The sequence below is a fragment of the Desulfosarcina sp. genome (genome assembly GCF_046496365.1).
Classification (GTDB): domain Bacteria; phylum Desulfobacterota; class Desulfobacteria; order Desulfobacterales; family Desulfosarcinaceae; genus Desulfosarcina.
Genome location: NZ_JAWOHB010000065.1, coordinates 1 through 14261, shown reverse-complemented (window position 1 = coordinate 14261; position 14261 = coordinate 1). Strand labels below are relative to the sequence as shown.

17 protein-coding genes are annotated in these 14261 nt (G+C 54.5%); 8 read left to right on the top strand and 9 right to left on the bottom strand.

Going from position 1 to position 14261, the window contains the following annotated elements:
* Positions 1-42: 42 nt before the first annotated feature.
* Positions 43-798: an enoyl-CoA hydratase/isomerase family protein gene (locus tag R6V78_RS05410; protein ID WP_410288314.1), complete on the bottom strand. Its 756-nt coding sequence runs from the start codon at positions 796-798 to the stop codon at positions 43-45.
* 427 nt (positions 799-1225) lie between these two features.
* On the opposite strand from R6V78_RS05410, the gene R6V78_RS05405 reads away from it, so the two are divergent.
* Positions 1226-1627, top strand: coding sequence for a hypothetical protein (locus R6V78_RS05405; RefSeq protein WP_410288313.1), 402 nt, complete (start codon positions 1226-1228; stop codon positions 1625-1627).
* Between the two features lie 236 nt (positions 1628-1863).
* On the opposite strand, the gene R6V78_RS05400 is transcribed toward R6V78_RS05405, so the two are convergent.
* The gene (locus tag R6V78_RS05400; RefSeq protein WP_410288312.1) at positions 1864-2616 is read right to left on the bottom strand and encodes a slipin family protein; all 753 of its coding nucleotides are present in this window, start codon (positions 2614-2616) and stop codon (positions 1864-1866) included.
* A gap of 10 nt (positions 2617-2626) precedes the next feature.
* Complete coding sequence (locus R6V78_RS05395; protein WP_410288311.1) at positions 2627-4006, bottom strand: NfeD family protein; 1380 nt, start codon at positions 4004-4006, stop codon at positions 2627-2629.
* A 375-nt stretch (positions 4007-4381) separates the two neighbouring features.
* On the opposite strand from R6V78_RS05395, the gene R6V78_RS05390 reads away from it, so the two are divergent.
* On the top strand, positions 4382-4636 hold the full coding sequence (locus R6V78_RS05390) for an FAD binding domain-containing protein (RefSeq protein WP_410288310.1): 255 nt from the start codon (positions 4382-4384) through the stop codon (positions 4634-4636).
* Here the strand turns inward: R6V78_RS05390 and R6V78_RS05385 are convergent.
* Genes R6V78_RS05385 through R6V78_RS05360 form a run of 6 tightly spaced genes read right to left on the bottom strand, consistent with a single transcriptional unit; the run spans position 4596 to position 9664 of the window.
* Complete coding sequence (locus tag R6V78_RS05385; RefSeq protein WP_410288309.1) at positions 4596-5381, bottom strand: ABC transporter permease; 786 nt, start codon at positions 5379-5381, stop codon at positions 4596-4598. The genes R6V78_RS05390 and R6V78_RS05385 overlap by 41 nt on opposite strands.
* Entirely contained in the window at positions 5378-6247 is an 870-nt protein-coding gene (locus tag R6V78_RS05380; protein ID WP_410288308.1) for an ABC transporter permease, read from the bottom strand. The genes R6V78_RS05385 and R6V78_RS05380 overlap by 4 nt, the downstream gene beginning before the upstream one ends.
* A complete protein-coding gene (locus R6V78_RS05375; RefSeq protein WP_410288307.1) occupies positions 6231-7451 on the bottom strand; it encodes an ABC transporter substrate-binding protein in 1221 nt (406 codons plus the stop codon). Before R6V78_RS05375 ends, R6V78_RS05380 begins: the two co-directional genes overlap by 17 nt.
* Before the next feature lie 13 nt (positions 7452-7464).
* Entirely contained in the window at positions 7465-8424 is a 960-nt protein-coding gene (locus R6V78_RS05370) for an ABC transporter ATP-binding protein (protein ID WP_410288306.1), read from the bottom strand.
* The gene (locus R6V78_RS05365) at positions 8400-9374 is read right to left on the bottom strand and encodes a phosphotransferase family protein (RefSeq protein ID WP_410288305.1); all 975 of its coding nucleotides are present in this window, start codon (positions 9372-9374) and stop codon (positions 8400-8402) included. Before R6V78_RS05365 ends, R6V78_RS05370 begins: the two co-directional genes overlap by 25 nt.
* Before the next feature lie 17 nt (positions 9375-9391).
* Positions 9392-9664, bottom strand: coding sequence for a hypothetical protein (locus tag R6V78_RS05360; RefSeq protein WP_410288304.1), 273 nt, complete (start codon positions 9662-9664; stop codon positions 9392-9394).
* A gap of 214 nt (positions 9665-9878) precedes the next feature.
* On the opposite strand from R6V78_RS05360, the gene R6V78_RS05355 reads away from it, so the two are divergent.
* The 6 genes from R6V78_RS05355 to R6V78_RS05330 form a co-directional block, all read left to right on the top strand.
* Positions 9879-10298: a hypothetical protein gene (locus tag R6V78_RS05355; protein WP_410288303.1), complete on the top strand. Its 420-nt coding sequence runs from the start codon at positions 9879-9881 to the stop codon at positions 10296-10298.
* A gap of 114 nt (positions 10299-10412) precedes the next feature.
* On the top strand, positions 10413-11075 hold the full coding sequence (locus R6V78_RS05350) for a sigma-70 family RNA polymerase sigma factor (RefSeq protein WP_410288302.1): 663 nt from the start codon (positions 10413-10415) through the stop codon (positions 11073-11075).
* Positions 11072-11335, top strand: coding sequence for a zf-HC2 domain-containing protein (locus tag R6V78_RS05345; RefSeq protein WP_410288301.1), 264 nt, complete (start codon positions 11072-11074; stop codon positions 11333-11335). The genes R6V78_RS05350 and R6V78_RS05345 overlap by 4 nt, the downstream gene beginning before the upstream one ends.
* Positions 11336-11542: 207 nt before the next feature.
* Positions 11543-12760, top strand: coding sequence for a glycine/sarcosine/betaine reductase selenoprotein B family protein (locus tag R6V78_RS05340; RefSeq protein WP_410288300.1), 1218 nt, complete (start codon positions 11543-11545; stop codon positions 12758-12760).
* 19 nt (positions 12761-12779) lie between these two features.
* On the top strand, positions 12780-13499 hold the full coding sequence (locus R6V78_RS05335) for an MEDS domain-containing protein (RefSeq protein ID WP_410288299.1): 720 nt from the start codon (positions 12780-12782) through the stop codon (positions 13497-13499).
* A 331-nt stretch (positions 13500-13830) separates the two neighbouring features.
* Positions 13831-14261, top strand: a 431-nt coding sequence (locus R6V78_RS05330; protein ID WP_410288298.1) for a TVP38/TMEM64 family protein, incomplete at its 3' end; no start/stop codon positions are given.

Sequence of the window (14261 nt, the reverse complement as noted above, 5' to 3'; positions counted from 1 at the left end):
CGGCGTTGATGACCGCTTCCCCTTTTGGTTTCCATCGGCCAACTATTTGGTCGAAAACTTCAGTGCTGCTTCCAGCAGATTTTTTTGAACCGGATCGCTGAACCAACAATCAAGGAATGCACCGTTTTTTGATTTGATATTGTTTTCGTATCTTCGTTTTATCTCTTCCACTTTAGCGGCTTTGACAACCGATAATGCCTGGCTTGGGTAGCTTGCGATCTGGGAAAGCCGTTCCAACGTAAAGTCTTCAAGCTCTTCTGGTTGGCCAATTACATCGATCAACCCGATAATCTTCGCATCTGCAAAGGACATAAACTCGCCGCTGTAAATCATCTGTGTCGCGTACTGGTTTCCGATTGTATGCCTAAGCATCATATCAGCCAGATAAGGAACCGGAACGCCGAGTTTCAACTCGTTCAAGCCGATTTTCTTTATCTCGGATGACGCATATCTGTAATCGCAGGTCAGCGCAAGAATATTACCCCCGGCTACCGCATGGCCGGAAAGCGCACAAACGGTGGGAATAGGAACTGTAAAGAGGTTCAAACACAATTGGTTGAACCGTTCCAGAAAATTGCCCATTGCCGGTCGGTCAAGTTTTAGCAGTTCGGGCAGATCGAAGCCGGCACTAAAGAACTGTTGGCCCCCGCAAAGCACCATTCCGCGAGCAGTTCCCTTTATTTCGGCCAGGGACTTTGATAATTCATCGACCAATTTCAAGTTTATCGGATTGGCAGGACCGCTGTTCAACCTTAAGATTGCGATGTGATCCTGGAATTCTTTGATCACGGTTTGCATGTCAAATCCTTTCATCCTTAAAATTTCAAATGGCTGCTTCGGTCGAATCCGCATAGCTTACAATGGTCAGCAGCGGCTCCAGCATCATAAACTTATCGAAACAATGCCAATGAAACTGAATTTTGTCAACATGTTAGGTTACCAGAGGCGTACTTACCGTACGCTGCAGTGACGAGGGATGACGCGTAACGCAGATACTGGCCTTTCTAAGGTGCCGTCACGCTTTAGCGCCCTACCCTGCTTCCATCATCCCCCCATCCTCCCACCACCCAAAAAAATGAGCCATCGCCCTAAACCTTTTCGCCAGGTCGCCGATAATCATATCGTTCCGCATGAATTCGTTCCAAAGTTCCGCAGTTCTATAGTTCTACAGTTCTACAGTTCCAGAAGACCACAGCCCAGGATAGACCAATCAACCGGGGGTGCTATGACCGCAAACCAAAAGGTGCCGCGAGTAGAACAGGGACACCCGCATCCAAAACGACTGCGACAGTCCCAGCAATTGAAAAACCGACCGATAAAAAGAATCATTGACGGGGAAAGATTTGATACCGAAACCGCACTCGAAATTGCAGCAAGGGAAAATGGTCTGCCTTTTAACGATTATTACCATATATCCGAAACACTCTACCAGACCCAGTACGGGACCTATTTTCTGGCCGGTTCGGGTGGACCGCTGACAAGGTATGCCTTCGAATATGGCGGTGTGAAAGGCTATGGTTCAGGCATTTTCCCGCTATCCGAAGATGACGCCTACGAATGGCTGAAAATCAACGGGTACACCGATGCCATCGAGGAGCATTTCAGTCACATGACCGAAAACGCATAACCGCCAACGCGATGGACGTCAATTGTTAAAAGGCCGGATAATGACCGGCACCACACCGCCCCTCGCATCGAGCTTGCCAAGCTTCGCCAATGCCCGCTGATTCAACCATGACCATGAACCATGGGAACGGTTTCGACCATACCGACGGCACTGAGGTGCTCGGCCTGATCTAAATTGCCGGCGCACGTGCTATGACCGGTCGTACGGAAAATAGACCGCCACCTTGCCAGTCTTTTTTATTCCTTTCGGGACGCCAACAGCGAGCTCATCTCAATGGGGAAGGGGAATACGATTACGGTACCCTTGCTGTTGCTGATGTCGTAAAGGGTCGACAGATACCGCAGCTGCATCGCTTCGCGTTGGGTGGCCAATTTAGTTGCGGCGGATACCAGCTTGTCGGCGGCCTGCTCCTCACCGGCCGCATTGATGATTTTGGCCCGGCGGATGCGTTCGGCCTCGGCCTGCCGTGCAATGGCCCGCACCATGCTTTCATCGATGTCCACGTGCTTGATTTCCACGTTGCTGACCTTGATGCCCCATTCATCAGTCTGCACATCCAAAATCTCCTGGATGTCGTTGTTGAGCTTGTCCCGCTCCGCCAGCATCTCGTCCAGGTCGTGCTTGCCCAACACGGACCGCAGGGTCGTCTGGGCAAGCTGGCTGGTGGCTTCCCTGAAGTTTTCCACCTGATTGATGGCCCGTTCGGGATCGACGACCCGGTAGTACAACACGGCGTTAACCTTGACCGATACGTTGTCCCGGGAGATGACGTCCTGGCTGGGCACATCCTCGACCACCGTTCTCAGATCGACCCGTACCATCTGCTGGATCAGGGGAATCAGAATGAAAAAACCCGGTCCTTTGATGCCGGTAAACCTTCCCAGAGTGAACACGGTCGCACGCTGATACTCCCGCAACACGCGTATGGCCGAAGCGAGGAAGCTGACGACCAGTATGACAGCGATCAGATAAATGGTAATGGGCGGCATGTGCACCTCCTTATTTGTCCGGATTTCTTTTTTTTTGCACGTGCAGAACCAGGTTGCTGTGTCCGCACACTTCCACACGCTCATGGGGTGCGAAGTTTTCCTTGCCGATGGCTTTCCATCGTTCACCGCCGCAGCGGACATATCCGCTCTCTCCCGACCATTCCAACACCACGGCCGCTTTGCCGGTCCAGCTTTCGCTGCCGGTGGTGACCGGCCGGCGTTGAGCCCGCCAGACATAGCCCAACAAAAAGATCATGAGTGCGCCGCTGACGGCTGCAGACACCCCAATCACCGGCCAGGATATCCTGTAACCGGGAATATCCCGGTCAAACAGCATCATGGCCGCCAGTACAAAAGCAACGATGCCGCCAATGCCCAACACACCGAAAGACGGAAGGAATGCTTCGGCGGCCATCAGCGCGATGGCCAGCAGCAACAGTCCGAGCCCGGCGTAGTTCAAGGGCAGCAGGTTGAGGGCATAGAACCCTACCAACAGACAGATCGCCCCGATGACACCCGGCCCGATGGCGCCGGGGTTGGAAAACTCAAAAAACAGGCCATATACGCCGACCAGAATCAGGATGAAAGCGATGTTGGGATTCGTCAGCACGGCGAGCAAACGGTTGCGCCAGTCCGGGGCGATGGTTTCGGTTTTCAAACCGGTCGTGGCCAGTGTCATTGGGCGGCCGGCCACGGAGACCGACCGGCCGTCAATCTTCCGCAGCAGGTCATCGACGTCGGATGCGACCACGTCGATGACCTGCTGCTGGAGCGCTTCGTTGACCGGCAGACTGGCCCCTTCCCGAACGGATTGTTCGGCCCATTCGGCATTGCGATCCCGCAGTTGGGCCAGACTGCGGATGTAGGCCACGGCATCGTTGACCATTTTGGACGTCATGGCGTCCGGGGAGGGTGGCTTTTCAGGATGATCTTGCTTGTCGTCATCCGGGGGCGGCGGCTTGCTTCCCGGCAGGGGAAGTCCTCCTCCGACCTGGATGGGGGTGGCCGCGCCCAGATTGGTCCCGGGCGCCATGGCGGCAATGTGGCAGGCATAGAGAATGTATGTGCCCGCGCTCGCGGCTCTCGAACCCGATGGATAGACAAACCCGGCCACAGGCACCGCCGATCCCAGGATGTTCCGAATGATGTCCCGCATACTGTCGGCCAGCCCGCCGGGCGTGTTTATGGTCACCACGATCATGGCCGCATCCCGCGAACGGGCGGCCGCAAAGGCGGAGCGGATGTAGTCGGCGGTGGCAGGCCCGATGGGCCCGCTGATGGTAAGGATCTGTACCGGACCAGCGGCGCCCGAATCCGGTCCGTCGGCCTGAACCGGTAATGCGGCTAGCCACCCTGACAACAAAATCAACCAACAGGCGAGCTTTTTCATCGGGATCCTTCCTGTTCAATCGGAAATGGCGGATCGCGTCAGGCCGGTGTGTCTGCGTTTTTTCCTGCGTGCGTGGTTGCACCGGCGACTCTTCTGGGCCGACCTGCCCAGACTATCACTTCAAGAAAGTAAAACCAATGGGTTGGCCACGGTATTTTGATTCTGATCGTAGCGCAGCCCGGCCGGTCAATACACGCTTTCCGAGGTTTGAATACCGGTTTTACCCCATTGCCCCTCCGGACGCCTACCGGCACCAAAGCAGGCTGCCGACGCGGGGAACGCCGTCTATCACGCCCTCGGCATCCGCGCCACCGACACCTCCATCCGCTTCAGCTCTGCCGCCCGATAAAACAGCGCGGATAGGCGGCCTGACCCATGCTAGTGCAGTTTGCCTACATCAAACCCGAGTCACTGAATGAAGCTGCCGGGCACCTCAGCCGTGCCGGCGCGGTGGTTCTCGCCGGCGGTACCGATCCGCTCACCCGCATGCGGGAGCACATTTTTGAAGTCCGGAAAGTCGTCAGCATCAGTGGTCTGGCCGAGCCGCCTTCTTATTCGACAGATCGATACCCACTGCCAAGTCGGTTTGTCAGATCATTTGCATTTTACGGTAAAGCCGCAACAGTGTGATGTCCACGATTGCGAACAGGACAATGGGGAGGAACAGAAAGATCAGGGTCAGGATGGCAGATAGGGACCGATTGGATGAGGAGAGCAGCGGAAACAGGGTTCCGGTGAAGGAGTCCACGCTGCCTCCGCCGATAAGGAATACCAGAAAATACTCTGAAAAGGCCACCAGGAAAACCACACTTCCTCCGGCAATTACCGCAGGGATGAGCAGCGGCAGTTCCACCTTCAACATGATTGCAAGGGGCCCGGCCCCCAGATTCCGGGCGCACATCCGATAGTCCTCCCCCATGCTTTGAAAGCCGGCCACCAGGGCCCGGAACATATATGGGTAACTGAACATGGCCAGCATGATGACGACCCCCAGCATGGTTTCCGTCAAAGACAATTTGATGAAAACGTAATGCAGACCCATGGCAAAGGTCATGGGCGGGACCAGGGCCGGGGTGAGCAGCAGCCCCTCCACCAGCGCCTTGCCCCGAAAATCTACCCTGGCGAAGACGGCGGCCGGGACCAGGCACATGGGAAGCGTGGCAAGGACCGTCAGCAGGGAGAAGAGAAACGAGGAGCCCAAGGAAGTGAGGATCCGCTCATGGTGCCGGACCAGGTAGGCGATGGCCTGCGGGGAAAACGCTTCCGGCCAGACATGCGGAAAACGCCAGCCAGGAGCCAGGCCGATCAACACCAGGACGACCACTGGCAGGACAAAGAGCACCCCGAGCACCAGTAGTGTGACGAGGTGCTTCATAGTTTTCTCACCCCGTCTTCGAGGCGGCGGACCACCTTGGAATAGGCAATGATGAAGAGCACGGCAAAGCAGAACATGATGGTCAAAATGGCCATGGCCTCAGGCCGCCGAGCCAGGTCGTGTTTAAAATAGAGGTTGTAGACCTGGATGCTGAGCATGCCGGGCCGGCTTTCGCTTAAGATGTAGGGGATGTCAAACGCGCCGAAGCTGTAAAGAAAAAGAATGATGAAACCCGTGTGCATGGCTGGAGCCAGGCGGGGCAGGACAATGCTGAAAAAGATCCTCAGGCCCGAGGCGCCGAGCATGGCCGCGGTCTGGATCTGTCTGGCATCGAACCGGACCAGCATGGCCATGACCAAAAGCATGGCGAAAGGGGTGCCTTTGAGGGTGTAGGCCAGTATCATCCCGATGCCCCAGCCGGAGTAGAGGACATTGGGGAATTCAGTCATGGATCGAATCAAGCCCAATTGATGGGCGGCCGAGGCCAAAATGCCCGATTGGCTCCAAAAAACCAGCACCACAAAGGCAACGGCAATATGCGGAAGGATCAGTGGGATTTTGTAGACCAGGGCAACGGTGGCCAGCCTTCCGGGCAGCTTCCAGATTCTGTAGGCAAGCAGGGTGCCGATCGTTACGGCGGAGGCGGCCGAAACCGCCGCCACCCCCAGTGAAAAAACGAACGAGGCGAAAAAGGACGAATCGGTCAGCAGCTGCAGATAGGCGTCCGACATCCCGCCCGGGTAGGGCAGCGGGGTGAGGAGACCGAAGGACTGGCAAACGGTTAAAAAGATCCCGCCGCAGAACAGAGCCAGGTAGGGCAATGCCAGGGGGCTCAGCTTCAGGATGAGACTACTCGTTGAGGACATGGTCCCGCCATCCTCGTTCTATAGCTTCCAGGTAGTCGGCTGGAATTTCGGGAACCGCCGCCGGGTTCAATTGTTCCGGCCCCAGCGTCGCCGGACCCAGATCGACGGCCTGGAACCGTCGACGGTCCTCCTGACGCAAGCGTTGGGGATCCAGGGCCGGGAAGTCCCCCCAGTTCTCCGGGCGGTACTTGGACAGCTGTGCATCCACGGAGATGAGAAAATTGGCCAGCACCATGGCCCCGGCCTTGTTGGGGCTGTTGAAGGGAATGGCCGTGAAATGCGTGTTGTAGATGGAGCCTTCCTGCATCACGAAGGTGCGTACGGTTTCCGGGTAGGTGCCTTCGATAATTTTATTCTGGGCGTGGGGGGGGTGGTAGGACATACCGAAAGACACCTCGCCCCGGGAAAAGAGCGTATCCAACGCCGCGCTGTCCTTGGGATAGGTTCTGCCCTTCTGCCACAAATAGGGCTCGATATCATTGAGCCATTGCCAGAGCAGCGGGGCGTTTTGGGCAAAACGATCCGGGTCCCATCCACCCATATACTGGGCATGGCCACCGGTAACGGCGTAGAAAACCTGGCGGAGGAAGGCAGACCCCGTGAAATCCGGCGGTTGGGGATAGGTGAAGCGGCCCGGATTGGCCTGCATCCACGCTTTCAGTGCGGCCAGGGTCGTCGGCGGTGTAACGATGTGGGCCGTGTCGTATTCGAAAACAAACTGGGCCCGGCCGAATGGCGCTTCGTAGCCATCCACCGGATAGCCGAAATCGAAGGTGACGCTGTCCGGATCCACAACTTGCTGAACGTTGGGCAGTTTTTGGGCAAAAGGGCCGAACAGCAGGCCCGCCTTCCTGGCATTCTTGAAATTTTCTCCGTTGATCCAGAGCAGGTCGATATTGCCCTTTTTCTTGCCCGCCGCTTTTTCATTGAGCAGTTTGTTGACGAAAACCCCGGCATCCATGGGGACCCGAACGAGATCGATCTCGTAACGCGTTTTCATTTCCCCGGCCACATAAGTGTCCACCCAGGTATTAACATGGGCCCAGCCGCCGAACATGTACCAACTGACCTGGCTGCCCCGAGCTTGTTCTTCAATCTGGGAAAACGGGGTCTTTGCCAGGTCGGCATCGGTTTGCTGCGCATATAGCCCACCAGGCACTGACACAATGAAATAAAGGCCGATGATGATTAGGACGCGTTTCATAGTTTTGTCTCCTTCAATACGGTTTGAGGGCCAACGTCACCCGCTGACCGGGCATGAACCGGTCGTCCTGGCTGTAGGCGGTGTAGACGGTGCCATGTAAATCAATCGTATAGGCCGAATAGTGGCCGGCAAATGTTTTTTCCACAATGTGCCCGGGACCCGCTTCATCGGCGGTCATGGCCAGGTTTTCAGGCCGGGCCAGAATGACGCCGGACGAATTTCTACTGACGTCGTATCCGTTGACCCGGAAAAGGGCGAATAAATCCTCGGGAATGGGGTTGACCGGCCCCAGAAACCGGGCCACCTCATGGGAGGTGGAGTGAAAATAGACCTTTTTGGGGGCATCAAACTGCATTAGGCGGCCGTTGAGCAACACGCCTATTTGATCGGACATGGCAAAGGCCTCTTCCAAATCGTGGGTCACGCTGATTGTGGGGATGCCGAACTCCCGCTGGGTGCGGCGGATGAAACGGGCCGTCTCCATTTTCAGGTTGCGGTCCAGGTTGGCGAAGGGTTCATCCAAAAGAAGCACCGCCGGGTTGACGATCATGGCTCTCGCGATGGCCACCCGCTGCTTCTGACCGGCCGACAGTTGGGCGGGGTAGTGGTCGCCCATATCTTCGAGCTGAAAATAGTCGAGCATGCGGTCCACCTGAAAGCCGATCCGTTGTTTATCCTCTTTCCGGGCACGCAGGCCGAAACCGATGTTGCCCCTGACCGTCATGGTGGGGAAGAGCACATAATCCTGGAAAACGATGATCACGGGATGCTTCTTGGTCGGTGGATGCGAAAAGTTGACCGTCCCGTCGTCCGGGCGGTCCAGTTGGGCAATGATCTTGAGCAGGGTGGTTTTGCCCACGCCGGAAGGCCCGACAATGGAAACCAGCTCCCGTGGCCCGACATCGAAGCTGATGTCTTCCAGAACGGTTCGGCTTTTGAAGCGCTTGGTTATTTTACAGACGCTAAGATCCATGGGATATTGTCCAAGTATTGTTCGATTTTGGCAAGGGTTTCCGGATTCCGCAGGAGCCGATCGGTCTGGGTGTATTCATACCAGGCCATGAAACACCAGGCGAGCGCGCGCAGCAGGATCGTCTTTTCCAGCACCCGGGTTTTGGTGACCAGTTCGTCCATGTCCATGTCCGGGCAGGCCTTACGTCGGTAGGCTGCCAGGAACCGTTTTTTCTCATCCGGTGTCAGGATGATGTCGCTCTTCCACAAGGTGGTGGTGGGAACCATAAAATGGCCCAGGTCCTGATACCGGTGGGATGCCACGGCCTTTTCCCAATCCACCAGGTAGGCGCCGGCCTCACCGATCAGAAAGTTGCCTGCGTTGACCTCGGTATTGACAATGCAAAGCGCTTCATTAGCGAACAGGGGGCGGGTCCGTTCGGCCAGTTCGAGAATGCTGTCGAGATACGCCCGGATTTGATCGTGCGCCTCGTGCCGGGGGTGGTCGGCAAAACGGTCGAGCAGCCCCGCGCTCTCCCGGGCGATGTCCGTCACGGGGTCGGCCTGTACAATCAGACCCTTGGGCACGGGGACTGCGTGGATGCGGGCAAAAATCTGCGCGGCTCGCTCCAGGTCCCGCCGGTAGTCCAGGGGGGTGCCCGGCAGGAAGCTCATCAGCAGGGCGCCGCCGCCAAACGGTTCCGCGTGGGGATGACAGGCGATGGGCCGCGGAGTGACGCCGGTTGCGGCCAGGGCTTGGAGGACCATGTACTCGTAGGCAATCTGATCCTCTCCCAGTCCCAGTTGACTGCCATGGTTAATGCGCAACACCCGGCGCCCGTTGGCGCCGTCAACGCGGTAATTGGCATTGTATTCCCCGGCAGCTAAAAACGATATGGCCACAGGGCTGTCGACCCAGCCCCATGCCCGCATGAATTGGTTGATTCTTTCCAGCGTTTCTGGTTCGTTCATTTTGCCACCACGTTGGCTTACCGTTTTAATGATGATAATACGATCAATAATATCCAATAATACCATAGGCGCCGGACAAGCCCCGTCGGAACAAGAGCCGTTACACCCACGACACCCAGGCAAATCAGCGAAAAGAAGGTGTAAAAATAGCCCTTGGCCACCAGACCGGTCAGGAAAAACATACTGATGTTCACAATCACCATCAAATTGTTCAATCGGCTGAGATTGCTCCAATAATTGACATGATCCGCATCAAATACACTTTCCAGTCTTGAGTATTGAGCTTTCATCATTCTATCCCCACCCTTCCGAAATCCGTTAAGGTATTTTACCTTTTGTCGTTTTGGCTCGATGAAAATTACATGCGACCTCTGAATCCTTCGTTCATGTTGATAAAAAGAAAGTTGTAAGGTTCTTTGATCCTGGCCGACGAATGGCACAGATAGAAAGCGTAGTAAGCAAAAAATTAAAAGCGCTTTCAAACTTTTCATTAAGGAGGCTTCAATGAAAACAAAATATAGATTTCGCATCGTACTGATCGCTCTAATGAGCACTTTCCTTTTTTCTTTGAGCTGGGCATCCGGCACCGGGCGTGTATTCGTTCTCGAGTCGACGCCGAAACACCCGCATGCCAGTGGAACCGCTGTCATTGCCGACGATCATATCAATCTTCAGTCCCGGGGGCTTAATCCCGAAGCGGTTTACACTGTCTGGTTCGTCAACATGAAACCCAAAAAGAGCGAAACAGGCGCTGGCTCGGCGCCATACATGTTCAAAACCGACCAGTGGGGCAATGGCAGTTACAGTGCGCCATTGGATGAGACTCCCCTTGGAAAATGGTCGATGATTATGGTGGTTCAGCATCCCAATGGCGACCCGACGGATATGAAAAATATGGTCGGTGCCTTGAAGGCCGCGCTTTAACCCTATTGGTGCAGTCCACCTGCCCTCGGACAGGATCGCAGGGCAGGTGCTGCACAATTTTATTTCGCAATCACCTCACCATGAGGTTGCCCGACAAAAGGATCCAATTCCCATTTGCAAAATGGTCCCAATTTGTTACCCTTACGCATCCGGTTATCTGCAATCTGTCAACTCGGGGTGCCAGTCGCCATGCAAGACCCGTTGCAATTGAATGCTGATCAGTGGGTGGATCGATACGCGGATGCGCTCTTTCACTTTGCAAAGGCCCGCGTCAAGGACAGGGCCACTGCCGAGGACCTTGTCCAGGATACGTTTATGGCGGCTGTGCAGTCACAGCAGCGGTATAAAGGAAAATCATCCGAGAAAACATGGTTGTTCGGTATTTTGAAACACAAGCTCATAGACCACTATCGCAAGCAGAAAAACGTGGTGAACGTTAATGACTTCATCGAGGATCCTGACCAAATGGAAACCTTTTTCAATGTTAAGGGCGGTTGGCAAATGCGCCCGGCGCATTGGAGCACCAATCCGGGCAAAGCGCATGAAACCAAAGAATTTCTGGACCATTTTTTCCGCTGCCTGTCAGGGTTGCCGAAACGAACAGCGGATGTATTTACCCATAGGGAAATCGACGGATTGAGTACCGGCGAAATATGTACGCTGCTCGGCATCACCGAAAACAACTGCTGGGTGATCCTGTATCGCGCACGCATGCTGCTGCGCAAGTGCCTTGAACTGGTAGGATACACCACCTCGGCAAAAGGAGATGAGGCATGAAGCTCTGGATGCTCCGCTGCCAGGATGTTAGCCAAAAAGTCTCCCAGTCCATGGATGCGTCGTTGCCATTAAGCCATCGTTTGGCGGTTCGCATGCACCTGATGATGTGTCGATACTGTGCCCGGTTCCAACGCCAACTGGTCATGCTCAGGCAATTGAGCCGGGCCGAGGATCCGTATCGGGCGAGCGACAAGACGCCTGAAAACCTCTCTGAAACTACTAAAAGGCGAATTAAGGAAAAACTTCGATCTATTCACTGAGCATCAATCACCGCCATTCCTCCTGACCATTCTTCGGCTTACCGTACCGGCAAACTTATTTCGATGGATTCAATTGACAAGTATGTATAACAATGTTTAACATTGTGTATCAAATGATATGTTATACTTCAACAAAACCAACCGGAAAACGCCAATGACCTGATAATCCGATAAGCGGCCTTCACCATCCTCTAAAGGAGTTATTTCATGCCTCGACTCGACTTAATGCCGGAACCCATGCGTTCTCACCTTGCCAAGCTTCCATGTCCATCCTTTCCAACGAATCCCTGGGTCATAGGGCCGAAATTGACCGAGCGGCGCGTATCCCTGATTTCGACGGCCGGGTTGCATCGTCGCGGTGATCGCCCCTTCGAATCCATGACCGGGGATTACCGCGTCATTCCTGGCAATATCCAGGCTGAAGAGTTGGTTATGACCCACATTTCGACCAATTTTGATCGGACTGGTTTTCAACAGGACTGGAACGTGGTTTTTCCTTTGGATCGGCTGCACGAAATGGCTGACAACGGCCTGATCGGCAATGTTGCGGACTATCACTATTCGTTTATGGGAGCCACTGATCCGGTTGCAATGGAGCCCGAGGCCCGCCATCTGGCCGAACTCCTGATAGGTGACCGCGTGGATGCCGCCATGCTTATTCCTGTTTGACCGTTCTGCACGCGCGCCGTGGGCGCGTTGGGGCATTATCTGGAAAATGCGGGTGTGCCGACGACCCAGATCAGTTTAATACGCGAGCATACCGAAATTATCCAACCTCCACGAGCGCTCTGGGTGCCGTTCGAACTCGGAAGGCCCCTGGGTGTGGCTGGAGACCGATCCTTTCAGAATCGCGTCCTGCTTACAGCACTTCGCCTGTTGGAGGCACAGCAGGGGCCATTGCTGGTCGATTTTCCAGAAGCGGCCTATGCGGACAGGATCCAGGGAGAATCGCAACCAGCGGTTTGGGCCTGCCCTGTCAATTTTGAACGAAAAACGCAGGAAGAACCAGATTCGGAACGACGATTATCATCTTTTTTGGATGAAGTCCGCCAGTTAAAGCCTTGGTATGACTTGCGAATGGAGAGAGTCAACCGCACCGCGATGGTAAGCTTTACACCTGATGCAGCAGCACGCCTGCTCACCGATCTGGCCAGAGGCAAACTTCCGGACCATCAATTGGCGGATATTCCTTTGGCCGCCGCCATTCGTATCGCCGCCCAGGACATCAAAGCGTTTTATTTTGAGGCCACAACGGCCAAGCCAGGTGCAAAAGTACCTTCCAGCGAAACATTTTCACGATGGTTTTGGCAGGAGACCGCAGCGGGATGCACTCTGACCACTGTAAAACAATGGTGCCTGGATCAGAATGACAAAGCACTGCGAATGACTGGCGCCATGCTGCTTGTTCCGCTGGATCGATCATAATTCAAAGCGAGGATTATCATTGGAACAATTATTAAACATTCGTGAGGCAGCCGAATTTTTGAATGTATCGGAGATGACCATACGGCGTTGGACCAACCAGGGAGCATTGAAATGCTACCGTGTCGGCGGAAGGCGCGCACGGCGTTTCAAGCAAAAGGATTTACAAGCATATCTTGAAGACAATACGCGATCAGCCAGCCCTGAGATGGTTTCGCTTGGTTTTGGTGAATTGACTGTACCGGACGGGGCTCACATTACTCACCTGAGTGTAAATGACGATGAAGCGATAGATGTTGCAGCTGCATTCATTGCAGATGGATTGATAAAAAACGAATCGATTTGCATCGTAACCCCAGAAACTGAAGTTGAAAAAATTGTCGCCTCCTTGGGGCAACGTAAACTTGATCTCAATGGGTTTGGAAAAGCAGGCCGACTGCACTTCAGCAACGGCATGCCAACGCCCCAAGGACAAGCCGAGTACCTATCACAAATCGCTGGGTCGTCTCGAAGACGCCTAAGAGTATTCGGCGACATGACCTGGACAAAGGATAAACGTTGGCGTTCGGAAGACCTTCGTGAGCTTGAGGAAAAGGTCAATATAACCCCAATAAGTAACATGCTGTTTTTCTGTCAATACAAGCTTGGACGGTTTTCCGGAGAAGAAGCGATGTTGGCCATCGAGACGCACAGTCACTGCGTTTACCGCGGTTTACTCAAAGAAAGTCCTTATCGCAGTTAATGCCGTCCAAGGTGCCTTTTCATTGATATGCTGCACCTCGACACGAACCAACTCGAGTCAACTCTGGAACACTTGACCGAAGCGGATGTCAGGCCATGCCTTCCGAGGTTGGGCAATATTTCATCCCCTAACCTCAGCCACTGTAATTCACATTTCTAACGCTCTGCCGGTGGACCACGGCCTCTGACGGCTACTGTAAGGAATTTCTGGATTCTCCGACTATGGTTCAGACGATGTTCACGACGCCTTTACCTTAAATGAATAAATAGAACCGTGGCCGGTAGTGTTCAATTGTATCCGGACGACAACGCTTGGGAAAGGATATGGCGAGATGAAGAAAGCGGGCAATCATAAGTGGCTTCGCAAGGCGGCCGTAATCGGGTTGATCCTGGTCGGCATGGCCGTCTTCAACTATCTTGATTTAGGGCAATACCTTTCCCTTGACTACATTAAAGCGTCCCAGGATAAATTCCAGATGCTTTACCAATCACACCAGGTGCTTGTAATTGGAGCCTACATGGGACTTTACGTCGTGGTGACCGCCCTGTCGCTGCCGGGGGCCGCGGTGATGACTCTTGCCGGTGGAGCACTGTTCGGGCTGACCATCGGAACCGTGGCGGTTTCCTTTGCCAGCACCATCGGCGCTACCCTGGCTTGCTTTGTCTCCCGCTTTCTCCTGCGTGATTGGGTGCAGAATAAATTCGGCGACAAACTTGCCTCAATCCACACCGGTATCGAAAGGGAGGGCGCCTTCTATCTTTT